The 25,937-nt window shown below is 41.0% G+C and carries 23 protein-coding genes; 4 read left to right on the forward strand and 19 right to left on the reverse strand.

The annotated features are described in order from the left end of the window. Positions 1 to 146: 146 nt before the first annotated feature. Entirely contained in the window at positions 147 to 1,343 is a 1,197-nt protein-coding gene (locus tag HW098_RS00330) for an MFS transporter (RefSeq protein ID WP_176138925.1), read from the reverse strand. A gap of 391 nt (positions 1,344 to 1,734) precedes the next feature. On the opposite strand from HW098_RS00330, the gene HW098_RS00335 reads away from it, so the two are divergent. Further along, the gene (locus HW098_RS00335; protein ID WP_176138926.1) at positions 1,735 to 2,283 is read left to right on the forward strand and encodes an NADPH-dependent FMN reductase; all 549 of its coding nucleotides are present in this window, start codon (positions 1,735 to 1,737) and stop codon (positions 2,281 to 2,283) included. 130 nt (positions 2,284 to 2,413) lie between these two features. Here HW098_RS00335 and yaaA read toward each other — a convergent pair whose 3' ends face one another. From yaaA to HW098_RS10345, 7 genes are all read right to left on the reverse strand, one after another. After that, positions 2,414 to 3,142: a peroxide stress protein YaaA gene (gene yaaA, locus HW098_RS00340; protein ID WP_176138927.1), complete on the reverse strand. Its 729-nt coding sequence runs from the start codon at positions 3,140 to 3,142 to the stop codon at positions 2,414 to 2,416. 78 nt (positions 3,143 to 3,220) lie between these two features. Beyond that, complete coding sequence (locus HW098_RS00345) at positions 3,221 to 3,385, reverse strand: YczI family protein (RefSeq protein ID WP_057487076.1); 165 nt, start codon at positions 3,383 to 3,385, stop codon at positions 3,221 to 3,223. A 64-nt stretch (positions 3,386 to 3,449) separates the two neighbouring features. Beyond that, entirely contained in the window at positions 3,450 to 5,045 is a 1,596-nt protein-coding gene (locus HW098_RS00350) for a hypothetical protein (protein WP_176138928.1), read from the reverse strand. A gap of 11 nt (positions 5,046 to 5,056) precedes the next feature. Continuing rightward, positions 5,057 to 5,467, reverse strand: a complete 411-nt coding sequence (locus HW098_RS00355; RefSeq protein WP_173234768.1) for a peptide deformylase — start codon at positions 5,465 to 5,467, stop codon at positions 5,057 to 5,059. Between the two features lie 112 nt (positions 5,468 to 5,579). After that, entirely contained in the window at positions 5,580 to 8,276 is a 2,697-nt protein-coding gene (locus HW098_RS00360; protein ID WP_176138929.1) for a cation-translocating P-type ATPase, read from the reverse strand. 234 nt (positions 8,277 to 8,510) lie between these two features. Then, positions 8,511 to 9,482 carry a glycosyltransferase gene (locus tag HW098_RS00365; protein WP_176138930.1) on the reverse strand — a complete coding sequence of 324 codons (972 nt, stop codon included), beginning with the start codon at positions 9,480 to 9,482 and terminating at the stop codon, positions 8,511 to 8,513. A gap of 1 nt (position 9,483) precedes the next feature. Beyond that, the gene (locus tag HW098_RS10345) at positions 9,484 to 10,917 is read right to left on the reverse strand and encodes a hypothetical protein (protein ID WP_240149432.1); all 1,434 of its coding nucleotides are present in this window, start codon (positions 10,915 to 10,917) and stop codon (positions 9,484 to 9,486) included. A gap of 160 nt (positions 10,918 to 11,077) precedes the next feature. Between HW098_RS10345 and mntE the strand changes: the two genes are divergently transcribed. Further along, entirely contained in the window at positions 11,078 to 12,262 is a 1,185-nt protein-coding gene (mntE, locus tag HW098_RS00375; RefSeq protein WP_176138931.1) for a CDF family manganese efflux transporter MntE, read from the forward strand. Between the two features lie 36 nt (positions 12,263 to 12,298). On the opposite strand, the gene HW098_RS00380 is transcribed toward mntE, so the two are convergent. The 8 genes from HW098_RS00380 to cdaA form a co-directional block, all read right to left on the reverse strand. Then, positions 12,299 to 14,170 carry an ABC-F family ATP-binding cassette domain-containing protein gene (locus HW098_RS00380; protein WP_176138932.1) on the reverse strand — a complete coding sequence of 624 codons (1,872 nt, stop codon included), beginning with the start codon at positions 14,168 to 14,170 and terminating at the stop codon, positions 12,299 to 12,301. Beyond that, the gene (locus HW098_RS00385) at positions 14,167 to 15,366 is read right to left on the reverse strand and encodes a CCA tRNA nucleotidyltransferase (protein ID WP_345789764.1); all 1,200 of its coding nucleotides are present in this window, start codon (positions 15,364 to 15,366) and stop codon (positions 14,167 to 14,169) included. The genes HW098_RS00380 and HW098_RS00385 overlap by 4 nt, the downstream gene beginning before the upstream one ends. Then, complete coding sequence (gene dapB / locus HW098_RS00390; protein ID WP_176138933.1) at positions 15,363 to 16,130, reverse strand: 4-hydroxy-tetrahydrodipicolinate reductase; 768 nt, start codon at positions 16,128 to 16,130, stop codon at positions 15,363 to 15,365. The genes HW098_RS00385 and dapB overlap by 4 nt, the downstream gene beginning before the upstream one ends. A 267-nt stretch (positions 16,131 to 16,397) precedes the next feature. After that, a complete protein-coding gene (locus HW098_RS00395; protein WP_176138934.1) occupies positions 16,398 to 17,246 on the reverse strand; it encodes a DegV family protein in 849 nt (282 codons plus the stop codon). Between the two features lies 1 nt (position 17,247). Then, positions 17,248 to 17,622, reverse strand: a complete 375-nt coding sequence (locus HW098_RS00400) for a DUF1149 family protein (RefSeq protein WP_001050088.1) — start codon at positions 17,620 to 17,622, stop codon at positions 17,248 to 17,250. A 73-nt stretch (positions 17,623 to 17,695) separates the two neighbouring features. After that, positions 17,696 to 19,048, reverse strand: coding sequence for a phosphoglucosamine mutase (gene glmM / locus HW098_RS00405; protein WP_176138935.1), 1,353 nt, complete (start codon positions 19,046 to 19,048; stop codon positions 17,696 to 17,698). A 24-nt stretch (positions 19,049 to 19,072) separates the two neighbouring features. After that, a complete protein-coding gene (locus HW098_RS00410; protein WP_176138936.1) occupies positions 19,073 to 19,852 on the reverse strand; it encodes a CdaR family protein in 780 nt (259 codons plus the stop codon). Further along, complete coding sequence (gene cdaA, locus HW098_RS00415) at positions 19,839 to 20,696, reverse strand: diadenylate cyclase CdaA (RefSeq protein WP_050089436.1); 858 nt, start codon at positions 20,694 to 20,696, stop codon at positions 19,839 to 19,841. Before cdaA ends, HW098_RS00410 begins: the two co-directional genes overlap by 14 nt. Before the next feature lie 135 nt (positions 20,697 to 20,831). On the opposite strand from cdaA, the gene HW098_RS00420 reads away from it, so the two are divergent. Next, positions 20,832 to 21,800: an NAD(P)/FAD-dependent oxidoreductase gene (locus HW098_RS00420; RefSeq protein ID WP_176138937.1), complete on the forward strand. Its 969-nt coding sequence runs from the start codon at positions 20,832 to 20,834 to the stop codon at positions 21,798 to 21,800. A 549-nt stretch (positions 21,801 to 22,349) separates the two neighbouring features. Then, positions 22,350 to 22,925: a hypothetical protein gene (locus tag HW098_RS00425; protein WP_000593540.1), complete on the forward strand. Its 576-nt coding sequence runs from the start codon at positions 22,350 to 22,352 to the stop codon at positions 22,923 to 22,925. Positions 22,926 to 23,131: 206 nt separating this feature from the next. On the opposite strand, the gene whiA is transcribed toward HW098_RS00425, so the two are convergent. The 3 genes from whiA to rapZ are packed head-to-tail and all read right to left on the reverse strand — an operon-like array spanning position 23,132 to position 25,904. Continuing rightward, the gene (whiA, locus tag HW098_RS00430; protein WP_176138938.1) at positions 23,132 to 24,043 is read right to left on the reverse strand and encodes a DNA-binding protein WhiA; all 912 of its coding nucleotides are present in this window, start codon (positions 24,041 to 24,043) and stop codon (positions 23,132 to 23,134) included. Continuing rightward, positions 24,040 to 25,017, reverse strand: coding sequence for a YvcK family protein (locus tag HW098_RS00435; protein WP_176138939.1), 978 nt, complete (start codon positions 25,015 to 25,017; stop codon positions 24,040 to 24,042). Before HW098_RS00435 ends, whiA begins: the two co-directional genes overlap by 4 nt. Then, positions 25,014 to 25,904, reverse strand: a complete 891-nt coding sequence (gene rapZ / locus HW098_RS00440; RefSeq protein ID WP_176138940.1) for an RNase adapter RapZ — start codon at positions 25,902 to 25,904, stop codon at positions 25,014 to 25,016. Before rapZ ends, HW098_RS00435 begins: the two co-directional genes overlap by 4 nt. Positions 25,905 to 25,937: the final 33 nt, after the last annotated feature.

Raw genomic sequence — 25,937 nt, forward strand, 5'->3', positions numbered from 1 at the left:
TGCAAGAACAAACCTATATTATTTCTTCCTTCAAAGCAAACCGATTTTTCTTGATTAAAACCGATCAAGAAAAGTAAAGACAGCTCCAAAATCAACCTATTAAAAAACCTGAGCTTGGCACTCAAGTTTTCGTAAGTTTTTTTGATCTATGGAATCATTTTATCATCCATTCTTTTAGCCATTTTTCCTAAAAATATAGCCAGTAGAAGGCTAATCATGACTAAAAAGGATCCTAGATAAAGAAATGTTAGCACAAAGCCTAAATGGTCAATCAACCAGCCTGTCAGTGGAAAGAAGACAATCATACTAAGGCTAAACATCATAGAGTAGACACTCAGCATGGTTGCCCTTACTTCACTTGGGAGCCGCTCTTGCAAATCATTGTCAAAAATCGGCTGAAAAAGAGCATATAGAGCATTACTAATCAAATAAATCAAAATATAGATTAGAGGTGTTCCAAAGTAGGACAGCATATAGGTGACTCCAGTCAGCAGGACGAGAAGAGGGAAAATTTTCAAGGCAGCATATTTCTTTCCAATCTTACTCGCTAGATAGACTGCAAGGATATTCAGGAGACTACCAAGTAGCATAACTGCTGAAATTTGCCAGCTACTTAAATCCGGTAACTGATTTTGATAGTAAAAATAAAACATGCACATGAGTGTTCCGACAATCTGAGATAAAATCATCCAGTTGAAGAGCATGGGATTTCGCTCCAACTCTTCCTTAACAGTCCAAATAATCTGTTTCATGGTCACACTATCAGTTTTTTCTAGCTTGACACTAGGTTCTTTCAGCATCCAAATCAGGAAAAGAACTATGATAGAAGTGGCAATCATGATATAGTAGGTCAGGTGCAATTGACCATGAACAAAAAATCCTGCTAGCACTGTTCCCAAAGACTGGGTTCCTTCTGACACTCCTGATATGAAACTTGAAATGGATAGATAACGCTCCTTTAGTCCAGCCTCTACAGCCGAGTCATAGACCATTGCTGCGCTTGTTCCTGAATCAAAATTATAAGACAAGGCACTTACCGCCATAGCTAGTGCATATATCCAAAAATTCCCCTGCCCTACTAACATGAGAACGGAAGACACAATTCCCGCTATTCGACTTAAATAAAGATTGGTCTTATAGGAATAACGATCAGCTAACATTCCAGATGGAATTTCACAGAGAAGACTGGTCGTATGAAAAATACTCTCCAGAAGTCCAATCTGCCAAAGAGACATTCCATTTTGACTGAGAAAGAGAATCCAAAAACTGGTAATCCCTAAAAATGCAAAAAACTCAACTCCGGCCATCAGGCCAATATTTCTCCGATAATTTCTTATTAACATCTTTTCTCCTTTAACAAGTGTATTATTGTTTCTTTTGTCCGTCACTTGTTAATCTGTGCCTTACATGATCTCCACCCCTTTTTAGAAGCATTCTTCAATGCCATTATTATTCCTTTAATGATTTATGAAATGATATCGGAAAATAGCTGTTCTGCGGTTTCTATTGCGAGTTTTCTTGTTTATTTTATCACTTATATCATCACATTACAAGAGAATGTTAGAATACTCTTCGAAAATCAAATGCATTCCAGTCGCAAGTGACTAGAGTTTCGGCAATTTTATAGTTTTACTTATCTTTGAGCAAATTTCTTGCAAGTCCTTTTGTTTTGTTGTAATATATTTTATAACAACGAGAAAATTCTCGTAAATTTAAAGAAAAAGGAGACACATCATGTCTAAAAAAGTCTTATTTATCGTCGGATCCCTACGCCAAGGTTCTTTCAACCACCAAATGGCCCTCGAAGCTGAGAAAGCACTTGCTGGTAAAGCGGAAGTTAGCTACCTTGATTATTCAGCCCTTCCTCTCTTCAGCCAAGATTTGGAAGTTCCAACACATCCAGCTGTAGCGACTGCTCGTGAAGCAGTTCTCGCTGCGGATGCTATCTGGATCTTCTCTCCAGTCTATAACTTCTCTATCCCTGGTACAGTGAAAAACTTGCTTGACTGGCTATCTCGTGCCCTTGACTTGTCTGATACACGTAGCGCTTCTGCCCTTCAAGACAAGTTTGTCACAGTATCATCTGTAGCCAATGCAGGTCATGATCAACTCTTTGCTATCTACAAAGACCTCTTGCCATTTATCCGTACACAAGTCATTGGCGACTTTACTGCTGCACGTGTTAATGACTCTGCCTGGGCAGACGGAAAATTGGTTCTCGAAGAAACAGTCCTAAACTCACTTGAAAAACAAGCTCAAGACTTGGTCAATGCTATCAAGTAACTAAACTAACATAATAAAAGCGAACAAGACTACTTTTCTGACACTCAGAAGTCTAGCTTGTTCGCTTTTTTCTCATTTATAAACTACAATAACTGAGGATACATATTGTCAAATACAAAATATCTGATTTCTATACTTTCTTTACAAAAACCAATTCCTGTGGCTGTGACAGGTCTTCTCGGTAGTTAAATCCTGCAAAGCTTAAGCGACGAGCTTTCTCCACCGTCTGTACTTGATTTTCTATCAGGGCTGTCAAGAAAGCACCACGCGCTTTCTTGGAAATGGTTGAGTGAATTTTCAGCTGGCCGCCTCTATCCTCCATGAATTTGAAGGTCACCATCTTTTCTCTGATTTCCTTAGAAAATACGGTCTCAAACTCGGACGACAAAAGGGAGAAAATCACTTCTTCCTGCTTCACAGCTTCATCATAGGCTGCCTTCCAATGGCTCTTCAAAGTCTTACCTGCGACTTTTAACTTCATCAAGAAGTCCAAACGGTGAGGTGCCATAGGTGACAAGGCTGGAACGACACCGTACAAAGCCGAAGTAATAAAGACATGATTTTCAAGATAGGCTTGTTCTGCCTCTGTCAATTTATCTCGCTTGATGTGGCGGTACATGAGCCCATCAAAAAGTTTCAGAGCTGAGTAGTGTTGAGCAGTTTGCCTTTTCAAAGCTTGGATATGTTGACATTCTTCCGCCGCCTTTTCAACTGATACCTTGTAAAAACTCTCCAATTGACTAGCAGAATAGAGAGCCAAGGCATCCAGCACAGCCTGACTTTCTGGTTTTAAAGGAGTGGCTTCAATACTTGGCAAATCTGTATTCATTTCTTTTGCTGTTGGGATTAAAATTTTCATATTGATAGTGTAGCATATTTTTTAACCACAACCAAGAAATTCATCTGAAAAACCTCGGTTTGACCGAGGCTTCTCTATTTATTTTGGCCATCCTAACCAGACAGCCACGAGAACAAGGGCTAGCCCAGCTAAGCTTGTTAAGATAGATAAGAATTTATCTTTGTTCTCCTTGAACTGAGAAAAACCTATCTTCAAAGCAAGCAGTCCGAGTAGCATTGAAGCAAGCATCAAATAAAAACCCATTTCTTTGTCCTCCATTAGGCTTAATTCACCTTATTATAACATATATTTTTTAAATAAACCTTTTTTACTGTACTTTAAAGGTCTTGAGATAGTTGTCTTTTCCTACTTGACCTTCAAAGTTTTTACCATTTTCAAGGTAAGGAAGGTCATCTGATACAGAGGCCTTGACCTTGTATATCTTGCCATCAATTTTAAAGAAGTAGACGGTGTCTCCCTTGATAACAGCTGATTTGAGGTCTGCTACCACACCCTTGATGCTTTCTGTTGTTGCACTGTCAATTTCAAGGTCGTTTTTATTGGCATACTTACTGAGCATCTCTTCCACTGTCGTAGCTACGATAACATTTTGATACTCGACTGCATCTACCAAAGCGTACTCTTTGACCAAGCCAGCATTGTCCTTCAAGCCCATGATGTAGAGAGGCTTGTCATTGAGATTGATAAGGATTGGGAAGGTCGCCTTGTAGGATTTCTCCTGAACAGCACCTTCGGCTGATTCACGGGCCGATTCTTCGGTCGCAGAAGCCAAGCTGTACTTAGTGATTTCCCCTGTTCGCATATTCTCAAGGATGAAACCAAGATTACTTTCATCTGCATTAGCCGACGTCACACCTGTGTAGAGATAGATGTCATTGCCGATAGACAAGTAATTATAGCCCTTGGTAGTCTGGGTCACGTTTTTCTTGGAAATCATGGCATTCCAGAAACCATCCTTGTACTTGCCGTTGTAGTTGATTTGCTCAATGGTTTCCTCAGCTGGATAAACTCTGTCCACCCATTCCGGAACATCTGCCAAGCTGTATTCCTTGGTTTCTCCATTTGTAGCATCCAAGATAATGACTGAAACAGGACGAGGAACCGCAAGTCCAAACTGCTTTTGGTAAACCGTCGCCACATAGAAAGGATTGCCCTCATCGTCCACCTCAAAAGATGGAGTCTTGAAGATTTTAGTTGGGTACTTCAAGCGCAGGTGACGCTTGACATCGCGGTTAAAATACTCCGAATCAGAATACTTGATTGGTGTCTTCAAGTCCACCAAGTCCGCATTACCAGTTACCATGTCCACCTTGATATACTCGCCGATTCCCTTGGCCTGATTGTTAAACCATTTGATAGGATCTGCGTATTCTAATGGTGTAACCCGATAAGGCTTCCCATCAATCGTCAATTGAGTATAGGTATCTGCCGCTACATACTGCGATACCTTATCTGTTAGGGAACCCAAGTAGCGGTCACCAATTTTTTCAGCAGTACTTCTATCTAAAATAGGAACCTTACTGGTGTCAGTCTTAGGAAATTCAGTAAAGTCTTTTTCCGTAACCGTGACTACATTGGCATAATTTTTAGCCTGAAAAATGCTGGAAGTCACCAAGGAAACCAAGGCTGCTAAGAGAAGAATTCCTCCAATAGAAGCTAAAAGGATTTTTCCTAACCGATTGATTTTGAAACCCTCAAGATTTAAGGCAGCTTCCGCCTTGCCGTGGCGCACATGAACCGTTTTGACCAGATTGATTCCCTTGCCAAAGCCAAATAAGATTGCCACAACTAACAAATGCCCACAGAGGAAAAAGAGAAATTCCCAGCTAGTCAGGTTAAGGGGTGGTAAAAAGATATACCAGGTCGTTGCGATAAAAATAAGTTCAAAGATTATCCGTTTCATTTGCTGTCCTCCTAAATGATTCGTCCTTCCAAGTGATCCAGTTCATGCTGGCAAATCTGGGCCGGGAAACCTGTCAAAGTAATGGTCTGTTCCTGCCACTTGCTGTCACGATAAGCAACCCTTATGGTTTCATAACGCTTAGTAGGTCTCACACCTACCAAGGACAAACAGCCTTCCTCTGTCTCATAAGGTCCTTCAGAGGATAGGAGCACTGGGTTAAACATGACCACAGGAACCAAGCCCAGATTAAAGATAATCACGCGCTTCTGCACTCCAATCATATTGGCAGCCAGACCAACACAAGTTTCTCGATTTGCTAAGAGTGTATCCTGCAAATCTCTGGCAAGATACAGGTCTTCCTGACTTGCCGGCTGAGATACCTGAGATAAAAACAAAATATCCTTCACAATTTTCTTTTCCACTTCCTCACACTCCTCTTGCTTTTTACTATATTATAGCAATTATAGCACAAAAGCTGATAACTGCAAGCCCTTTCCCTCAACTGTAGTAAAAAGCCATCCGAAGATGACTTTTTTAAATCGCATTCTTGTCAAAACCGAGTTTACGTTGAACAAACTTAACAATTTCGACGATAATAATCATTGAGAAGCTTCCGCCCATAACGATTCCCCATTGTGACAAATCTAGTTTGGTTACGTGGAAGATTCCTTCAAGCGGTTCTACAACGATTGTTGCCATAAGAAGGATGAAGGATACCAAGATGGACCAGTTGAAGGTCTTAGACTTGAATGGACCAACTGTCAAGATGGATTGGTAGACAGACTTGACATTGTAGGCATGGAAGAGCTGAATCAAACCAAGGGTTGCAAAGGCCATAGTAAGGGCATCAGCATGAATGGCATGATTGTCACCCACGTGAACCGGGTAAATAAGGGCAAGTCCATAAACACTCATAACAATAGCTGCTTGGAGTACACCTTGATAGATGATAGAACTCAAAACACCACCTGAGAAGAAGCTTGCCTTGCGTCCACGTGGTTTATGGTTCATGACACCAGGCTCAGCAGGTTCAACACCTAGTGCAATTGCTGGGAAGGTATCCGTTACCAAGTTGATCCACAAAAGATGAACTGGCTGCAAGACATCCCAACCAAACAAGGTTGATAGGAAGATGGTCAATACTTCAGCAGTATTGGCAGAAAGTAGGTACTGAATAGTCTTTTGAATGTTTGAGAAGACCTTACGTCCTTCTTCAACTGCAACAATGATAGTCGCAAAGTTATCATCTGCAAGAATCATGTCAGAAGCCCCCTTAGAAACCTCTGTACCAGTGATTCCCATACCGATACCGATGTCTGCTGTTTTCAAAGCCGGAGCATCATTGACACCGTCACCTGTCATGGCAACGACTTTACCTTGTTTTTGCCAAGCCTTGACGATACGAACCTTGTGTTCTGGAGACACACGGGCATAAACAGAGTATTGACCAACGACTTTTTCAAAGTCTTCATCAGATAGTTCGTTGAGTTCAGCACCAGTTAAAACGTGGCCTTCGGTATCGTTTGCGTCAATGATTCCCAAACGTTTGGCAATAGCTTCTGCAGTATCTTGATGGTCACCTGTAATCATGATTGGACGGACTCCAGCTTCCTTAGCCACATGAACAGCCTCAGCAGCTTCCGGACGTTCAGGATCAATCATTCCAATCAAACCAGTAAAGATTAAATCATTTTCAAGTTCTTCAGAAGTGAGATTTTCTGGAATGCTGTCAATAATCTTATAAGCACCTGCAAGGACACGCAAGGCTTGGTGAGCCATTTCAGAGTTGTTTGTGTGAATGAGGTTTGTAACCTTCTCGTCAATCGGAGCAATATCCCCAGCCTTATCACGAAGAACACAACGTTTCAAAAGTTGGTCTGGCGCACCTTTAACAGCTACGAGGAAGCGTCCATCTGCAAGTGGATGAACTGTTGACATGAGCTTACGTTCAGAGTCAAATGGCAACTCAGCCACACGAGGATATTTCTCTAAGAAACCTTTAACATCGTAGCCCTTGTCCAAGGCATATTGGATAAAGGCTGTTTCGGTTGGGTCACCAATCAGGTTGCCTTCCACATCGATTTTCGTATCATTAGCCAAGACAACTGAACGTAGAAGGGGCATTTCAAGACCCAGTTCAATGTCATCAGCTGAGTCATGTAGAACCGCATCGTAAAAGACTTTTTCGACTGTCATCTTGTTCATAGTCAGCGTACCAGTCTTATCAGAAGCAATGATTTCAGTTGAACCAAGTGTTTCTACTGCCGGCAACTTACGAACGATAGAGTTTCGTTTGGCCAACACTTGAGTACCAAGAGCAAGAACGATAGTTACGATAGCTGGAAGCCCTTCTGGAATGGCTGCAACAGCAAGCGCAACAGAGGTCATCAACTCACCAAGTGGATTTTTGCCTTGAATGAAAACACCAACTACAAAAGTAACAAGGGCAATGACCAAGATAGCATAGGTCAAGACCTTAGAAAGGTTGTTCAAGTTTTGTTTGAGTGGTGTATCCGTCTCATCCGCATCTTGGAGCATGCCAGCGATATGACCAACTTCCGTGTACATCCCTGTATTGACAACAACACCAAGACCACGACCATAAGTCACATTTGAGTTTTGGAAGGCCATATTGACACGGTCACCAATACCAGCATCTGCAGCAAGTTCAACTGTCAAGTCTTTTTCGACTGGCACAGACTCACCTGTAAGAGCTGCTTCTTCAATTTTAAGAGAGTTGGCTTCTAGCAAACGTAGGTCTGCAGGTACTACGTCGCCAGCTTCAAGGGCAACAATATCACCTGGTACCAATTCTTTAGAATCAATCTCAGCCATATGCCCATCACGAAGAACGCGGGCAGCTGGACTAGACATGGATTTGAGGGCTTCGATAGCTTCTTCTGCTTTCCCTTCTTGGTAAACACCAAAGGCAGCGTTGATGATAACCACGGCTAAGATGATAATGGCATCTGCGATATCTTCCCCACCAGAAGTCACGACTGACAAAATAGCTGCCGCAACTAGGATGATAATCATCAAATCCTTAAATTGCTCGATGAACTTGACCAGAATTGATCGTTTCTCGCCTTCTTCGAGTTCATTGTGGCCAAATTCGGCAAGGCGCTTTTCTGCCTCACTTGATGACAAACCTTGCTCGGTCGCATCCACAGCCTTCAAGACCTCTTCAGGACTCTGAGTGTAAAACGCTTGGCGTTTTTGTTCTTTTGACATGTGTCTCCTCCTTGACATTGTGTGCAAAACAGACTCTCTTTCTGTCATATCTTTTCACGACAAACAAAAAGAGACCTGTTAATCATAACAAGTCTCGCTGTTTAAGATAGTGCCGGAAAGCATACTTTTCAGTATAAAATTCGGAATGACGACACTATCACAGGTTTCTGCCAGCTACTCCCTTGAGTAGTACTATTATACCAAATTTTGAAAAATTTTCAAAGAGTAAAGATTCTATAAAATTCTATCCTTATCAAAAGTACGTTCACTGATAATATATCTCGGACGACGTTTCGTTTCTAGGTAAATCTTTCCAATATACTCACCAATTACTCCCAAACTAATCAATTGTACTCCACCAAGTAAACTAACTATTGCATAGGTGCTTGCCCAACCTGCCACAACCGTACCAGCAAACTTACTCCATAAAACCCAAATAATCAATAGAAAGCTAAAGAGTGATGTCAAGACCCCAAAACTTGTAATCAACCGAATCGGTTTGATTGATAAACTGGTAATACCATCCATAGCCAAACCAAGCATTTTGGACAGTGGATAATGGCTCTCACCAGCAATTCGTTCATGACGCTTATATGAAACATAAGAATATTTAAAACCAACTAAAGGCATTAAACCACGAAGAAAAAGATTCACTTCAGTGAATTTTTCTAATTCCTGCAGAAATCTTTTTGATACCAATCTATAGTCGGCATGATTGAAAACAACTTCTGCTCCAAATAGGCGTAGCACTTTATAAAAACCTTCGGCTGTAATTCGTTTAAAAGCAGAGTCCGTATCACGATTATCACGTACACCGTATACAATTTCAGAACCACTTTTATACTCCGAAACCATCTTATCCATGCAGTTAATATCATCTTGTCCATCCGCATCAATGGTAATGACAATATCAGCAAACTGAATAGCTTCATACATACCTGCAAGAACGCTACTCTGATGCCCCCTATTACGACTTTGCGACACACCAACTACAGAAGGAATGGAATTAGCATAACTTTCTATTAGTTCCCAAGTCCGATCCTTACTACCATCATTTACATACATGATTTTACTAAGAGGATGGATTTCTTCTTTCTGTACTAATTGTTCAATTTTTTCAACAAACATTGGATTAGTATGTGGTAAGACTTTTTCTTCGTTGTAGCACGGAACAACTATATATAAAATTGGCTTTTTCCTGCTCACGCTATTCTCCTCCTTTTCTATAAATCATAGCTGTATCAATCTGTTTTTCTAAGTGATAATTTACTTTAATATAATCCTTAATAAAAGAGTCAGTTCTCTTACCATAATCCCATTCAGTATCAAATACAATATAGATAGGAGGATTTTCTTGTATAGATTTTCTAAACTCATCAATAATAACTCGATCATCTGTCACAGCTGGAATAAAGAAAAATTTTGTACTAGCTAGCCGTTCACTATACAAATAAATTGTTCCATTTTGACGGTGTGTATAAATTCGATCATCCATCGACGTATTTTTCTCTATATAGCTAGCAACGCGTTGCTGTTTCTCAGATCTATTCAGATATCTTGTATTCATACTTTTCATGATGGATTTTACATCATTCTGGTATACAATAATAAATCCTAAGAATAAGACAAAAAATACTTGAAAAGACATTTTCTTGGATATGCTATGAAATAAATAGGAAATATATGGAATCAAAATCGGGAGCATTACTAAAATGTAATGACCATAGCTTCTTTTTGAGATAAGAGCCAGAAGTAAACAAACAATAAAAACAAAATGATAGTAGATTGATTTTATTCCAAATTTCTTCCATAGTGGTATCAAGGAAAATAACATCAATAAATTAAGACTTAAGAGATTTGTTTGGGAAATATACCATCTGATAATCTCATACATCGAAACGTTATTAGACTCTGTAGCATAAATAAAATTAATTCCAATCGACTGGTATACCATTTCAATAAAGATGCCCTTTGATAACAGATATAGGCACAAAGGGATAGTTGGTATTAATACTCCAACGAAAAATAATCCTATCAAAGAAAACAATTCCCTGTATGCTTTCTTTAGTATAAAATCAATCAATACATAAATACAAAATACTAGCCAAATCCCTATCATATTTGCTTTCGTAAAAAATACAATAGCGAAAAACGCACCTGATACTACGATGTCATTTTTACTGAAATCATTTTGTATAAATAATTTTAAAAAAATGTATAATGAATAAGACAAAAAAGGTAAAATAAAACCTTCTAAACTCCAACCGCCATCAAAAAAATACTCATAAATTATAAAGATAATTGCTAAAGTTAAAATTGTTTGCTTATTCCCAGTAAATAATCTTGAGATCTTATAGCTAGCTATAAAGAATAGAAATGTACAAAATAGGTATAAAAATTTAATTCCTAATGCACCACCAATAAGATATCCTAGGTAGTTCAGTAAAAAAACAACTGGCCCCTTATGATCAAATAAGTCTGCATACATCAATTCTCCTCGATTCATTGCATACCCAAAATATTCAAAAATACTAGCATCTGAAAACGGTATTCCTTGTTTGACATTTGTTACCATCGAGAACCAGACTAAAACAGTAAAGAGCAAAGAAATACTCATCGCTAAAATACTCATTTTTTTCAATTTTATTTACCTCAACTTTTCACTTTATCAGTCTATCATATTTCCTAAAAAAAAAAAGCATTTTCTGCTTTGTATTTTCTTAATTTTATCCATCCTATTTGAATTTTCCCTTGAAAACCAGTATAATGGTAGAATGCTATGTGACTAGAAAGGAAGTTGAATGAAGCAATCTATCTCAAATCTCAAGTTAGCTGAGCGTGGGGCTATTATCAGTATTTCGACCTACCTGCTCTTATCGGCAGCCAAGTTAGCGACTGGTCATCTCCTTCATTCATCCAGTTTGGTGGCCGATGGTTTTAACAACGTCTCGGACATCATTGGAAATGTGGCCCTCTTAATCGGGATTCGAATGGCACGCCAACCTGCTGACCGAGACCACCGTTTTGGCCACTGGAAGATTGAGGATTTGGCTAGCTTGATCACTTCTATTATCATGTTCTATGTTGGTTTTGATGTTCTGAGGGACACCATTCAAAAGATTATCAGTCGTGAAGAAACGGTCATTGATCCTCTTGGTGCAACTCTGGGAATCATTTCTGCAGCGATTATGTTTGTGGTCTATCTCTACAATACTCGCCTCAGTAAGAAATCCAATTCCAAGGCACTAAAGGCTGCCGCCAAGGACAATCTTTCTGATGCTGTCACCTCACTTGGTACTACCATTGCCATCCTAGCCAGCAGTTTCAATTATCCCATTGTGGATAAACTGGTTGCCATTATCATCACTTTCTTTATCTTGAAGACTGCCTATGATATCTTTATCGAGTCTTCCTTTAGTCTCTCAGATGGTTTTGACGATCGTCTGCTTGAGGAATACCAAAAGGCCATTATGGAAATTCCTAAAATCAGTAAGGTTAAATCTCAAAGAGGTCGTACCTACGGTAGCAACATTTACCTTGATATTACGCTAGAAATGAATCCTGACTTGTCTGTTTTTGAGAGTCATGAAATCGCGGATCAAGTCGAGTCTATGCTGGAGGAACGTTTTGGCGTCTTTGATACCGATGTCCATATCGAGCCAGCACCTATCCCTGAGGATGAAGTTTTAGACAATGTCTATAAAAAATTGCTCATGCGTGAACAATTGATTGACCAAGGAAATCAACTGGAAGAACTCTTAGCTGATGATTTTGTCTATATTCGTCAGGATGGAGAGCAGATGGATAAAGAGGCCTATAAAGCCGAAAAAGACTTGAATTCAGCTATCAAGGACATCCAAATCACTTCCATCAGTCAGAAAACAAAACTCATCAGCTATGAATTGGACGGAATTGTCCATACCAGTATCTGGCGTCGCCACGAAACTTGGCAAAATATCTTTCATCAAGAAACCAAAAAAGAATAGAAAAATCCTGTCATGAGACGGGATTTTTCTATTCTTCTAGCTATCAAACTCACTTAGGTATTCATAGCGTTCGTATTTTTCAAGGAGTGCTTCGTTTTTCTCATCCAGTTCTTTTTGGAGAGTAGCCAGCTTACCAAAGTCAGAACCATTGGCCTGCATCTCCTCTTCAATCGCAGCGATACGATTTTCCAAGGTTTCAATATCACCTTCAATGCTTGCCCACTCCTGCTTTTCTTGGTAGGTCATGCGTTTCTTGTCTTCACGAACCTTGACCACTTTTTCCTTTTCGGCCTTTTGCACTTGATTGGCCATCTCTGTTTCAAAGGCTTTTTCATCAAGATAGTCGGTATAATGACCAAAGAAAGGACGAATCTTGCCATCCTCAAAAGCCAGAATCTTAGTCGCTACCTTATCCAAGAAATAGCGGTCGTGACTAACAGTCAAAACCGGACCAGCAAAGCCTTGCAAGAAATTCTCCAAAACTGTCAAGGTCGCAATATCTAGGTCATTTGTCGGTTCGTCCAAGAGAAGAACATTTGGTTTTTCCAAAAGCAATTTGAGGAGATAAAGACGTTTTTTCTCTCCCCCAGACAATTTCTCAATCAAGGTTCCATGCGTCGAACGTGGGAAAAGGAACTGCTCCAGCAGCTCTGCAATCGAAGTACTAGAACCACCACTGGTCTTGACCTCTTCTGCCACTTCCTGCAGGTAATTGATAACACGCTTGCTTTCATCCAAGCCCTCAATTTGCTGAGAGAAATAGGCGATGCGAACAGTTTCCCCAATCACAACTTGTCCTGCTGTCGGCTCAAGAATGCCTGCAATCAAGTTAAGGAGAGTTGATTTTCCAACACCATTGTCCCCAACGATTCCGATACGGTCTTTGGCCTGAACTAAGAGATTAAAATCTTGCAAAATAGGCTTGTTTTCATAGGCAAAGGAAACATCCTGAAACTCGATGACTTTCTTCCCAATCCGACTGGTTTCAAAGTTCATGGTCAAATCTGTTTCAGCAACGCCACCTAAGACTTCTTTCTTCAAGTCGTGGAAACGATTGATACGAGCCTGCTGTTTGGTCGCACGCGCCTGCGGTTGTCTGCGCATCCAGGCCAATTCTTGCTTATAAAGTTGTTCTTTTTTGTGGAGTAAAGCAGCATCTCGCTCGTCCTGTTCCGCCTTAAGGCGAACATAGTCCTGGTAATTTCCCTGGTACTCGGTCAAGCCTGCGCGATCCAACTCGAAAATCCGAGTTGACAAAGCGTCCAAGAAATAGCGATCATGGGTGATAAAGAGAACCGTCTTCTTAGAATTTTTCAAAAAGAGGGTCAGCCACTCAATAGTCGCAATATCCAGATGGTTGGTCGGCTCGTCCAGCAGCAAGAGGTCGTGATTACCAAGAAGAACTTGCGCCAACTGGACCCGTCTTCTTAGACCACCTGACAATTCCCCAACAGGAGTAGATAAGTCCTGAATCCCCAGCTTGCTAAGAACCGTCTTGACCTGACTCTCAATTTCCCAAGCTTGGAGAGAGTCCATTTCTGCCATGACCCGTTCCAAACGTGCCTGCTTGTCCTCACTATAGTTGAGCATGATCAATTCATACTCACGAATGAGCTGGATTTCTTTTAGGTCGCTAGATAGGACCGTATCCAAAACCGTCTTGCTATCATCAAAATCAGGATCTTGGGTCAAGTAACCAATCTGGTAATCGTTCTTTGCTGAAAAAGGACTGACATCCCCATCAAAGCCAGAAACACCAGAAAGAACATCTAAAAGGGTGGTCTTACCAGTTCCATTGACACCAATCAGACCAATCCTGTCTAGGTCATGGATAATAAAGGAAATATCCTTAAAAACGGTCTTGTCACCGACGGATTTACTTAGTTTTTCAACGATAAAATCACTCATTTTTTCTCCCTCAGATAAGCATGGATGGCTTGACGGTCATTTTCCAATTCTCCATCAACAATGGCATACTCAATCTCTGTTAAAATCTCTCCCAAGTCTGGGCCAGGCTGATAACCATATTCCTTGATCAAAATACCACCGTTGATTTGGATTTCTTTCTTATCATGAATGGTCAAACTCTGGTAAGTTTCTGTGATGGCTTGCGGGTTAACTTCTTTTCCTTGGGCCTGACGAAGACTTTCAGCCTGTAAAAGCAAATCCAAGTCAAAGCGATAACAATCTCGCTTGCTCAATTCTCCCTTTTCACGCAGAGCCAAAATAGTCAGCAAATCCTGAACTTGCTTGGCAAACTGACGTGAGGTCTTCCAAGCTTTCAAAAATGGCTGCGCATTTTCAATCTCCAAAGCCGACAGTAGAGCCGACCAAGCTTGTTCAGAGGATTCAAAGATAAAATCAGTCTCCAAATCAAACAGTCTATTGAGCTTGTCCTGGCTAGATTCCATATCAGGGAGATAATCATAAGCTTGACTCTCAATCATGGAAGCCAAACCTCTTCTCCAAAATGGAGCCAGCAAGAGTTTATCAAACTCGACGAAGGTACGCTCCACAGAAATTTTCTCTAAAAGTGGCGTCAAGGTCTTCATAGCTTTAAATGTTTCTGGCTCAAGTTCAAAACCAAGACTGGCCTGAAAACGGAAGCCACGCATAATCCGCAAAGCATCTTCGTTGAAACGCTCACTTGCCACTCCAACTGCCCTCAAGACTTGATTTTCCAAATCGTCTAAACCATGGAACAAGTCAATGATTTCCCTTGTCTCGTCCAAGGCAAAAGCGTTGACTGTGAAATCACGGCGTTTGAGGTCTTCTTCTAGCGAACGAACAAAGGAAACCGCACTGGGTCTGCGATAGTCCACATAGACATCTTCAGTTCGAAAGGTGGTTACCTCATACTCCTCATCCCCATCTAAAACCAAGACGGTTCCATGCTCGATTCCGATATCGGCTGTTCGCGGAAAAATCTGCTTGGTTTCTTCTGGATAAGAAGACGTCGCAATATCCACATCATGGATGGGACGATTGAGGAGGGCATCTCGAACAGAACCTCCAACAAAATAGGCCTCAAAACCTGCTTCTTTGATTTTTTCTAATACTGGTAAAGCCTTCTGAAATTCAGAAGGCATTTGCGTTAATCTCATAATAAGTGTTCTAATCCATAGACAAGCTCATGACGCTTGACAACTTCTTTAATTCCCAAATTCACCCCTGTCATGAAGGAGCTGCGATCATAGGAGTCATGACGGAGGGTCAATCCTTCTCCTTGATTGCCAAAAATGACTTCCTGATGGGCTACCAAGCCTGGCAAACGAACTGAGTGGATGCGCATGCCATCAAAGTCAGCACCACGGGCACCTGCAATCAATTCTTCCTCATCTGCTGCACCTTGTTGAATAGACTCTCGAACTTCTGCCATCAACTCAGCTGTTTTAATAGCTGTTCCACTCGGAGCATCCTTTTTCTTGTCATGATGGAGCTCGATAATCTCCACATTTGGGAAATATTTGGCAGCCTGCCTTGAAAATTGCATAAGCAAGACAGCACCCAAGGCAAAGTTAGGGGCAATCAAGCCACCCAAGGCTTGGGCACGGGAAAATTCTTTTAACTCTGCAATTTCTTCACTTGTGAAGCCTGTTGTTCCAACTACTGGAGCAAAGCCATTTTCAAGAGCAAAGCGTGTATTTTCATAGGCAACAGCTGGTGTCGTAAAGTCTACCCAGACATCCGCTTCAAAACCGGCCAAATCAGCCTTATACTTGAAAACAGGAATTCCCTGCCATTCTGACTCAGACTCAAAAGGATCCAAAACTGCTACCAAGTCCAAGTCTGGATCAGCCAAGACCATCTGACAAGCAGCTTGGCCCATCTTTCCCTTAAAACCGGCAATAATTACTCGAATACTCATCTCTACTCCTGTCTAAGATACAAAGGACCTTAGCTGCCCATGAAAAATAGGGAATGGCGCTGACTTTCCACAAAAGGCAAGACAAACATCTTTTTTCAAGAGGCAGGTAGTCCATGTTCAATTTCTAAGATACAAAGCCTGTAGGAACACAAAGTGAAAATAGGAGTTCTGATCAAGAAGTGTCTACTCCTTGGAAGAACTATCTTTTTCACACAGGGTTCCAGACGTGTTCAATTGCTAACTTCTTAACTAGCCTAGAAGCGCCAACTAAATCACTGGAATATACCCCAGAGCAATACTTCCTGCTCCTAGGTGAGTTCCAATGACACTACCAAATGTAGCAAGTGAAATATCCGAACCCACTCCAGATTCTAGCAAGTGCTGGCGCAATTCCTCAGCCTTTTCAGGGGCATTTCCGTGAATAACAATGACCCGGTATTGCCCTGAAGCTGTTGCTTCCTTGATAATTTCAATTAAGCGCTTGGTTGCTTTCTTTTCAGTACGAACTTTTTCGTAAACTTCAATCACACCTTGGTCGTTGAAATAAAGGATTGGCTTAATACTAAGCAAATTGCCCAAAATAGCAGCCCCATTTGAAAGGCGTCCACCTTTCACCAAATGATCCAAATCATCTACCATGATAAAGGCTGACGTACGACTGATTTGAATGGCTAGCTTATCCTGAATGCTGACAAAATCATCGCCCTGGTCACGCCAATTAAAGACACTTTCAACCATGATACCCAGAGGAGCACTTGTAATCAAAGTGTCTGGAAAAGCAATGGTTAAGCCCTCATAGTCATCTATCATATACTGGATATTTTGGTAAAAACCTGAAATTCCAGAAGATAGGAAAAGCCCCAAGGCATGGGTATAGCCTTGTTCTTTGAGCGAAGTCAAGATTTCATCTAACTTGGCAATACTTGGTTGACTAGTCTTAGGCAATTCAGAAGCCTGAGCCATTTTTTGGTAAAATTCCTCAGCAGTCAGATTGATACCTTCGACATATTCCTCACCATCAATATTGACAGGAATATCCAAGACAAATAAATCTTCTCTTTGCAAGGTCTCTGCACTGAGATAGGCAGAGGAATCTGTGATAACAGCTAGTTTCATATTAGAACTCCAAATTGATTCCTGGTAAGTCTAATGCAATTTCAGTTACTTCGTAAGTCAAACGGTTGAGCATGTTCAAACTTGGGCGAGCCAAAGTTTCCACTTCTTCTTGGCTCAATTCACTTGGTTCATTGACAATACGGCCATCGATATGATTTACCTGTGAAATGGTTCCACTGATGACAAACTTATCAAATACAATCATAAAGGTCAAGATGACAATCAAGGAAGTCACTTGATTTTCTTGATCATGTTGGAGCAATTGGAAGTTCACATCCACCTTAGTTTCAGGAGCTCCATTTTCATTTTCCCATTCAAAATTACGCGCATCAAAATGATACTGACTAACAAATTCTTGTTCACGTTTAAGATTCATGTCTTTCTCCCTTGGCTACAATATTATAAGCTATTGTACCATAATTTTTTATTTTCATCTAGTTTTCTAGGATTTAGTCAATCCCGATTTCAGCTCGAACTACGTCTGCGATGGTATCAACATAGTAGTCCACTTCTTCTGTTGTAGGAGCTTCTGCCATAACACGCAAGAGAGGCTCTGTTCCACTTGGGCGAACAAGGATACGTCCATTCCCCGCCATTTCAGCTTCCATCTTCTCGATGATAACCTTGATAGCTGGCACTTCCATAGCCTTTTCCTTCATGGCATTTTCCACTCGGATATTAACTAATTTTTGTGGGTAAATGGTTACTTCTGCTGCCAACTCTGACAAGCTCTTACCAGTTTCCTTCATGATTTTTGTCAATTGGACAGCAGATAATTGACCATCACCAGTGGTATTGTAATCCATCAAGATAACGTGCCCAGACTGCTCACCACCAAGGTTGTAGCCTGATTTTCGCATTTCTTCAACAACGTAGCGGTCGCCAACTGCAGTGACTGCCTTGTTAATGCCTTCACGATCCAAGGCCTTGTGGAAGCCAAGGTTGGACATAACAGTTGTCACAATTGTATTTTGGGCCAATTGTCCTTTTTCAGAAAGGTATTTTCCTATGATGTACATGATCTTATCACCATCGACAATGTCGCCATTCTCATCGACAGCAATCAAACGGTCACTGTCTCCATCAAAGGCCAAACCAATCGCTGACCCGCTTTCTTTGACCACTTCTTGAAGGGCTTCTGGATGGGTTGAACCAACATTAAGGTTGATGTTAAGACCATCTGGTGTTTCTCCGATAACCGTCAACTGAGCACCAAGATCAGCAAAAATCTGACGGGCACTGGTAGAAGCTGCTCCATTAGCTGTATCCAAGGCAACCTTCATTCCATCAAGAGGAGTTCCAGTTGAAACAAGGTAGCCTTCATACTTACGCAAGCCTTCTGGGTAATCTACCAAGGTTCCCAAGCCTTCTGCACTTGGACGTGGCAGAGTGTCTTCTGCAGCGTCTAGCAAGGCTTCAATTTCTGCTTCTTTTTCGTCATCTAGTTTGAAGCCGTCACCACCAAAGAACTTGATTCCGTTATCAAGGGCTGGGTTGTGGCTAGCAGAAATCATGACACCTGCGCTTGCTCCTTCAGTTTTAACCAAGTAAGCTACTGCTGGTGTTGCCAAAACGCCTAGTTTGTATACGTGAATACCAACTGAAAGAAGACCAGCTACCAGGGCAGATTCCAGCATTTCCCCTGAAATACGTGTGTCACGTCCTACAAAGACTTTCGGTGCTTCCGTTTCATGTTGACTGAGAACATAGCCTCCAAAACGTCCTAGCTTAAAAGCTAATTCTGGAGTAAGTTCTACATTAGCTTCTCCACGGACTCCATCAGTCCCAAAATATTTACCCATTTTTATAAAATCCTTTTTCTATTTTTAATTCGTTTTTGAACTAGTTGCTTTCGTTGACGAAGATGTCTCCGATGAACTACTTGCACTTGAATTTGATGTACTTGAACTTGGTGCTACTGGTTTTGTAGTCACCTTCATTATTGTATCAAACGGAGTGATAACTGCCGGTAAGACAACACCATTGCGGTCGATTGCCTGCAAAGGTACCGAACCACTGTAATTACCTGTTATGCGTTCGCTAGTTGGCAAGACAGCGATAATCTTATCAATTCTATCCAATGTCTCTTGGTCACTCGTAATCGACACTTCTTCATCTGACACTGTGACATTTTCAATTTGTACCCGACTATCAATTTGACTAGGGTCAATCTCTGGTACAACCTTTACCTTATCCTTCTGAGCCTTCTTACCAATCTTGACTGTAATTTTTTGCGGAGTCGCCACAGCGGTCAGCCCATTGGGTAAATCTTCAATGCTCAAAGGAACTTCAATCGTTCCAACACTGGCATCTGTTAGGTCAGCAGTAACCTTGAATTTACGTGTGCTTTCTTGCATTTCACTAGCTAGCGATAGGCGATTTGCACCAGTCAAGACCACTGATACTTCTGAAGCAAAACCGCTAATAAAATACTCATCACTATTATAGCGTATGTCAATAGGGACATTTGTTACTGTATTCGTATAGGTTTCCGTTTTTACCTGCCTAGCACTGGTACTGTTTTGAAAATTCGTCGCCGTAGCATAGACAAATAAGACACAAGCAAAAAAGAGTGAGGATATGATGTATAAACTATTTTTTCTCATGTTTCCATCCTCCTAGCAATCGTTCTTTAAAACTAAGACCTGCTTCCTCTTTTGGAAGTAAGATTTCACGTAATTCTGTTTCAAATTCATCAAGTGTTAGGTTGTGCTTAAAGCTTCCATTATAGGTTATCGAAATTCCTCCCGTTTCCTCTGATACGACAAAAGTCAAGGCATCTGAGACTTCTGATAAACCGATAGCCGCCCGGTGTCTGGTCCCAAATTCCTTGGAAATTCCTGTACTTTCTGTCAAGGGCAGATAGGCAGACGTCACAGCGATACGTTCTTCTCTAATAATCACCGCACCATCATGTAGGGGTGTGTTGGGAATAAAAATGTTAATGAGAAGTTCTGCAGAAATCTTAGCATCCAAGGGAATTCCTGTCGAAATATACTCCTGCAAGGTACGTACACGCTGAATAGCAACCAAGGCACCGATTTTACGAGGACTCATGTATTCAACAGACTTAACAAAGGCACGAATCATCTGTTCCTCAGCACTAATAGGGGCATTGGAAAAGAAATCTGTCGCTCTTCCCAAACGTTCCAAACCAGTCCGAATCTCTGGAGAGAAGATAACAACCGCCGCAATAACCCCATAAGTAATAATTTGATTGATCAACCAAGAAATCGTAGTCAAGCCAATCATATTTGCAAGGATTTGAGCTAAAATAAACACCAAAACTCCACGTACCAAAATCATAATCTTGGTTCCTGCAATAGCTTTTGTAAAATGGTATAAAATATAAGCAACAATCAAAATATCAATCAGATTGATAGCTATCGTCCATGGACTTGCAAACAAACTGGTCCAATATTGCAGATTGGATAATTGTTGAAAATTCATCCCTGATATCCTCCCTATCAAAACACTTTCGTCCTATTATACCATTTTCTGGCATTTTTTTCCCTATCCTAGTTCATTTTACATTGAGCAAAAATATGATAAAATAAACTGACTAGAAAAAACAAAGGAGAAACTATGTCTCAACTCTATGATATTACCATTGTAGGTGGTGGTCCTGTCGGGCTTTTTGCATCCTTTTATGCCCACCTACGCCAAGCCAAGGTCCAAATCATCGACTCCCTTCCCCAACTAGGTGGACAACCTGCTATTCTCTATCCTGAAAAGGAAATCCTAGACGTCCCAGGCTTCCCAAACCTGACTGGAGAAGAGTTGACTAATCGCTTGATTGAACAGCTAAATGGATTTGATACCCCTATTCATCTCAATGAAACGGTTCTTGAGATTGAAAAACAAGAAGAAGGATTTACTATCACGACTTCTAAAGGAAGTCACCTGACTAAAACAGTTATCATCGCTATGGGTGGCGGTGCTTTCAAACCACGTCCTTTGGAACTAGAAGGGGTTGAGGGCTATGAAAATATCCACTACCACGTTTCCAACATCCAGCAATATGCTGGTAAGAAAGTGACGATTCTTGGTGGAGGAGACTCGGCTGTTGATTGGGCTTTGGCTTTTGAAAAAATTGCACCAACTACCCTTGTTCACCGCAGAGATAATTTCCGTGCCTTGGAGCACAGTGTTCAAGCCTTGCAAGAATCATCTGTAACCATCAAGACACCATTCGTCCCTAGCCAACTCCTTGGAGATGGAAAAACGCTTGATAAACTTGAAATCACAAAAGTCAAATCTGATGAAACAGAAATGATTGACTTAGATCACCTCTTTGTCAACTATGGTTTCAAATCTTCTGTTGGTAATCTTAAAAACTGGGGCCTCGACCTCAACCGCCACAAGATTATTGTCAACAGCAAACAGGAATCCAGCCAAGCAGGTATCTATGCTATCGGTGACTGCTGCTACTATGACGGAAAAATTGATCTGATTGCGACAGGGCTTGGAGAAGCTCCAACTGCTGTCAATAATGCCATCAACTACATTGACCCTGAACAAAAAGTACAACCAAAACACTCTACTAGTTTATAAAAAAGAACCACGAGTCACATAGGATTCGTGGTTTTAAAATGAACTACACCTCAAAAGTTAGACAGAAATACATCTAACTTCTGATATGCAGCCCACCTTCTCTTTGCTCTTGTTTGAATAAGAAATTTTTTGAAGAATCATTAGATTATACAAAGTATTCATATCAGCCTTTTAAAGCTATATAAAAACTCTCCAACTATTCTATTATACCATATAAAAAAATAAATAAATAGACTTGTTTTTTTCTTTTTTTGACGTATACTAATAATAGAAAGCGCTTTAAATAAAATAAAAGGAGGTTTTATGAGGAAAGTAAATAAGGACATTTTATTCTTAACTGGAATCATAGTTTTATGTTTTGGTTTTTTATTATTTCACATCAACCCCTATTATGCCGAACCCTATGCGACACTGAAAGAAAGAATAAATTTATTCTTTTGGCAACTATATTGGAGACCTGTAGGAACTCTCAGTATTATTTCGGGTTGCATTATAACTTTCAAAGGATTGAAAAAATAATCTTTTACTCATGAAGAAAGAAAATTTGTTATGATTAAACTGAAACTATTGTTTTTCTCTCTACTATCAAGTCTATTATTCTTAGTCACAACATCTACGGTTTTTGCTGATGTCTATCCTGGTACAAATTATGAAATTGTATCTAATCGTATTGTAAAAGATATCAACACAGGAGAGTTATTGTCATTTTATACGACTGAACTTAGAGACGCCTATTTAGAGTCTAAATCTACGTATCAGACTCGTTCTAATGCAACTGGTGTTGCAGACTATAGAACTAAATACTCTCACTCTTACAAGAAAAGCACCACATCAGGTCCTGTAAGTTCAACTGCCTATGGTGGAAAAGCTGGAGCTACTCTGACTGTAGGTGCAGGTGTTAGCTTTTCTGCTCCGGAGTCTGGAGCTGGACTTAGTTTAAATCACTCAGTCTCCCATAACGTACCACCCTACACTTATGGTTATATTAGACTAAAAGCATCTTACACAGTAAACGTTCGTAAACTAGAAGTTAGATACTTAGGCACCAACAAATGGGTTCCAGCTGGTGAAACCTCTACTATATCGAATGTTAGCGTTTGGAGCGAACTGGTCACTTGGAAATAACTCATTAGAGACTGGGTAAAAACTCAATTTCAGGAGAAAATGAAATAAATTTTCTCACAATAAAACGCATAGTATTACGGTTCAAGTCAACACCGGATATTATGCGTTTTTGATTTTAAAGAGCCAAATTTCTTAACTTAATGACATTGCTTTTGCCCAACCTCTTTTTATTTCAAAAAAGAACCTCGCAAAACAAGAGCCTGGTTTTATAGTTCATCGGCTATCTTATTGATTTTTCTGAGTCTGTGGTTGACACCACTTTTGGTCAGAGGGGTGCTGAGGCTATCTGCTAACTGCTGGATAGAGTAGTCTGGGTGCTGAATCCGCAACTGCGCTACTTCCTGCAAATCCACTGGCAGATTTTCTAAGCCCATAATATCTTTGATTTTGCTGATATTGTTGATAGTCTTCATGCTGGCAGAAACTGTCCGAGCTATATTAGCTGTCTCGGCATTATTGGCCCGATTGAGATCGTTACGGGTTTCTCGCAAAATCTTAACCCGCTCGAAATCATCACGCGCCTGCATGGCTCCGATGACTATCAAGAAGTCCATAATGTCTTCGGCACGCTGGAGATAGGTCACAGCTCCCTTCTTGCGCTCAAGCACCTTGGCATCCAGCAAAAACTGCTGGAGTAGAGAGGCAATCCCTTGCGCGTGGTCCAAATAAACCGAACTGATTTCCAACTGGTACTTGCCTGACTCAGGGTCACGAATACTTCCATTTGCCAAGAAAGCACCACAGAGATAGGCACGGCCTGCTTCCTCGTCTGATAAAATCTCCTCATCAATACCTGTTTCCAAACCAAAAAAGGAGTCTGCCAAGTGCAAATCACTCAACAAATCCTGCACCTTTTCATCTGTAAAAACGGTATAGACCCGATTCTTACGAAGATTGCTCCGTTGGTGATGGCGAATTTCTGATTTGATTCCGTAGAAATGGAGAAAGGACTCATAGAGGTGACGAGCTAGTTTAGCATTTTCTGTCACGACGGACAAGGTCAAGCCCGATGTCGAGAGACCGATACTGCCAGACATCTTGATAATGGCAGATAATTCATGCCGGCTCAGATGGTGCTGACCTAAGATTTCTTCTTTTACTGCTACTGTGAAACTCATTTTCTCACCTGTATAATCCGCATCAACTCGTCTACAATCAAATTCCCATCGTGGAAGGCACCTCCATTTTCCAGACGAAGGAAGTTGGATGAAATCACACGCGGAACTTGCTTACAAAGACCAGAAAAATCGTGTTCCACCTGCACCAAGTATTCATCAAAACGGTTGGAATTCATGTATTCCTGAGGCACTTTTTCGATATTCACCAAGACAGTGTCGATAAAAGGTCGGCCAAGGTGACGATGCAAGACTTCCACGTGATCACTATCTGTAAAGTGTTCTGTCTCCCCACGTTGGGTCATGATATTGCAGACATAGGCGATTTCTGCCTTAGTTTCCAAAAGCGCCTGCCCAATTTCCTTAATCACGATATTGGGTAAAATTGAGGTAAAGAGTGAACCAGGCCCGAGGACAATCATGTCACTTTCAAGAATGGTCTGGACTACTCGACGGCTAGCCAGAGGCGTATCAGCGTTGAGGGTATTGGTCACATAGACATGGTCAATCATGCCTGGATGGTCTGCAATATGGCTCTCTCCAGCCACTTCTGTTCCATCCTGAAAGACTGCATGAAGGGTCAAAGGATGATCACTGGAAGGATAAATCTTCCCAGTTGTATGGAAAAATTTGCTCAATAACTGCATGGCATTATAGGTCGAACCCTGCATCTCTGACAGACCTGCAATAATGAGATTGCCCAATGGATGGCCAGCAAAGGCTCCGGCATCCTCGGAAAAGCGATACTGAAAGACTTTCTCATAAAACTTAGGCATATCCGACATGGCCACAAGGACATTACGAAGATCACCTGGCGGTGTCAATTGCTGCATATTTTTTCGGAGTTCACCTGATGAACCACCATCATCCGCCACCGTTACGATAGCAGCAATTTCCACATCTTTTTCACGCAGACTTTTAAGAATGACGGGGATCCCAGTTCCTCCACCAATCACCGTTATCTTTGGTTTTCTCATGAACGGTTTACCGTTTCCTTTCTTCGCTCTTTGTCGCGATGCCCTTCATTAACAGGCCAATTCTTGGATAAGTCCTGCGCCAAGCGTTTAGCAAAGGCTACACTACGGTGTTGTCCGCCCGTACAACCCATGGCAATGGTCAAAACGGACTTCCCTTCCTTTTGGTAACTTGGCAAAATCGGCTCAATCAAAGCCAATAAATGCTGATAAAAATCTTCTGACTCAGGATGATTCATGACATAGTCATAAACAGGTTCATCCACACCCGTTTGGTTTCTCAGCTCTGGAAGGTAATATGGATTTGGCAAAAAGCGCACATCAAAAACCAAGTCCGCATCAATTGGGATTCCATATTTAAAGCCGAAAGACATGACTTCGATACGGAAAGACTGGGCTTGTTCTTGATCTGAAAACTGCTCTGCAAGGGTTTTACGCAGCTCACGTGGAGTGAGTTCAGTCGTATCCACCACATTTTGACTCATATTTTTCAAAGGTGCCAAGAGCTCACGTTCCAGCTTGATTCCATCCAAAATCCGACCGTCTGCTGCTAGTGGGTGACTTCGTCTGGTTTCCTTGTAACGGGCTACCAATTCCTTATCTGCTGCGTCCAAAAAGAGAATTTTAAAGTCCAGTTCTTCCTTATTTTCCAGCTCATCCAAAACAGCTTGAATCTCTGAGAAGAAAGAACGGCTACGCATATCCACTACCAAGGCCAACTTATGGTCGTCTTCCTTTGTTTCCACCAACTGCAAAAACTTAGGCAAGAGGGCTGGCGGCATATTATCAATAGTAAAATAACCCAAATCCTCAAAGGACTGAATGGCCACGGTTTTCCCAGCACCACTCATCCCTGTTACAATCACCAAGTGAAGTTGTTTCTTTGTCATCTTTTTCTCCTTATATCAAAAGAAGTTTGGCAA

Origin of the sequence: Streptococcus sp. 1453, from assembly GCF_013276955.1 — a bacterium.
In the GTDB taxonomy this organism is placed as follows: domain Bacteria; phylum Bacillota; class Bacilli; order Lactobacillales; family Streptococcaceae; genus Streptococcus.

Coding starts and splice junctions, on each gene's coding strand:
- HW098_RS00330 (WP_176138925.1), bottom strand. CDS start 1,343: ATGTTAATAAGAAATTATCGGAGAAATATTGGCCTGATGGCCGGAGTT.
- HW098_RS00335 (WP_176138926.1), top strand. CDS start 1,735: ATGTCTAAAAAAGTCTTATTTATCGTCGGATCCCTACGCCAAGGTTCT.
- yaaA (WP_176138927.1), bottom strand. CDS start 3,142: ATGAAAATTTTAATCCCAACAGCAAAAGAAATGAATACAGATTTGCCA.
- HW098_RS00345 (WP_057487076.1), bottom strand. CDS start 3,385: ATGGGTTTTTATTTGATGCTTGCTTCAATGCTACTCGGACTGCTTGCT.
- HW098_RS00350 (WP_176138928.1), bottom strand. CDS start 5,045: ATGAAACGGATAATCTTTGAACTTATTTTTATCGCAACGACCTGGTAT.
- HW098_RS00360 (WP_176138929.1), bottom strand. CDS start 8,276: ATGTCAAAAGAACAAAAACGCCAAGCGTTTTACACTCAGAGTCCTGAA.
- mntE (WP_176138931.1), top strand. CDS start 11,078: ATGAAGCAATCTATCTCAAATCTCAAGTTAGCTGAGCGTGGGGCTATT.
- HW098_RS00380 (WP_176138932.1), bottom strand. CDS start 14,170: ATGAGTGATTTTATCGTTGAAAAACTAAGTAAATCCGTCGGTGACAAG.
- HW098_RS00385 (WP_345789764.1), bottom strand. CDS start 15,366: ATGAGATTAACGCAAATGCCTTCTGAATTTCAGAAGGCTTTACCAGTA.
- dapB (WP_176138933.1), bottom strand. CDS start 16,130: ATGAGTATTCGAGTAATTATTGCCGGTTTTAAGGGAAAGATGGGCCAA.
- HW098_RS00395 (WP_176138934.1), bottom strand. CDS start 17,246: ATGAAACTAGCTGTTATCACAGATTCCTCTGCCTATCTCAGTGCAGAG.
- HW098_RS00400 (WP_001050088.1), bottom strand. CDS start 17,622: ATGAATCTTAAACGTGAACAAGAATTTGTTAGTCAGTATCATTTTGAT.
- glmM (WP_176138935.1), bottom strand. CDS start 19,048: ATGGGTAAATATTTTGGGACTGATGGAGTCCGTGGAGAAGCTAATGTA.
- HW098_RS00410 (WP_176138936.1), bottom strand. CDS start 19,852: ATGAGAAAAAATAGTTTATACATCATATCCTCACTCTTTTTTGCTTGT.
- cdaA (WP_050089436.1), bottom strand. CDS start 20,696: ATGAATTTTCAACAATTATCCAATCTGCAATATTGGACCAGTTTGTTT.
- HW098_RS00420 (WP_176138937.1), top strand. CDS start 20,832: ATGTCTCAACTCTATGATATTACCATTGTAGGTGGTGGTCCTGTCGGG.
- HW098_RS00425 (WP_000593540.1), top strand. CDS start 22,350: ATGATTAAACTGAAACTATTGTTTTTCTCTCTACTATCAAGTCTATTA.
- whiA (WP_176138938.1), bottom strand. CDS start 24,043: ATGAGTTTCACAGTAGCAGTAAAAGAAGAAATCTTAGGTCAGCACCAT.
- HW098_RS00435 (WP_176138939.1), bottom strand. CDS start 25,017: ATGAGAAAACCAAAGATAACGGTGATTGGTGGAGGAACTGGGATCCCC.
- rapZ (WP_176138940.1), bottom strand. CDS start 25,904: ATGACAAAGAAACAACTTCACTTGGTGATTGTAACAGGGATGAGTGGT.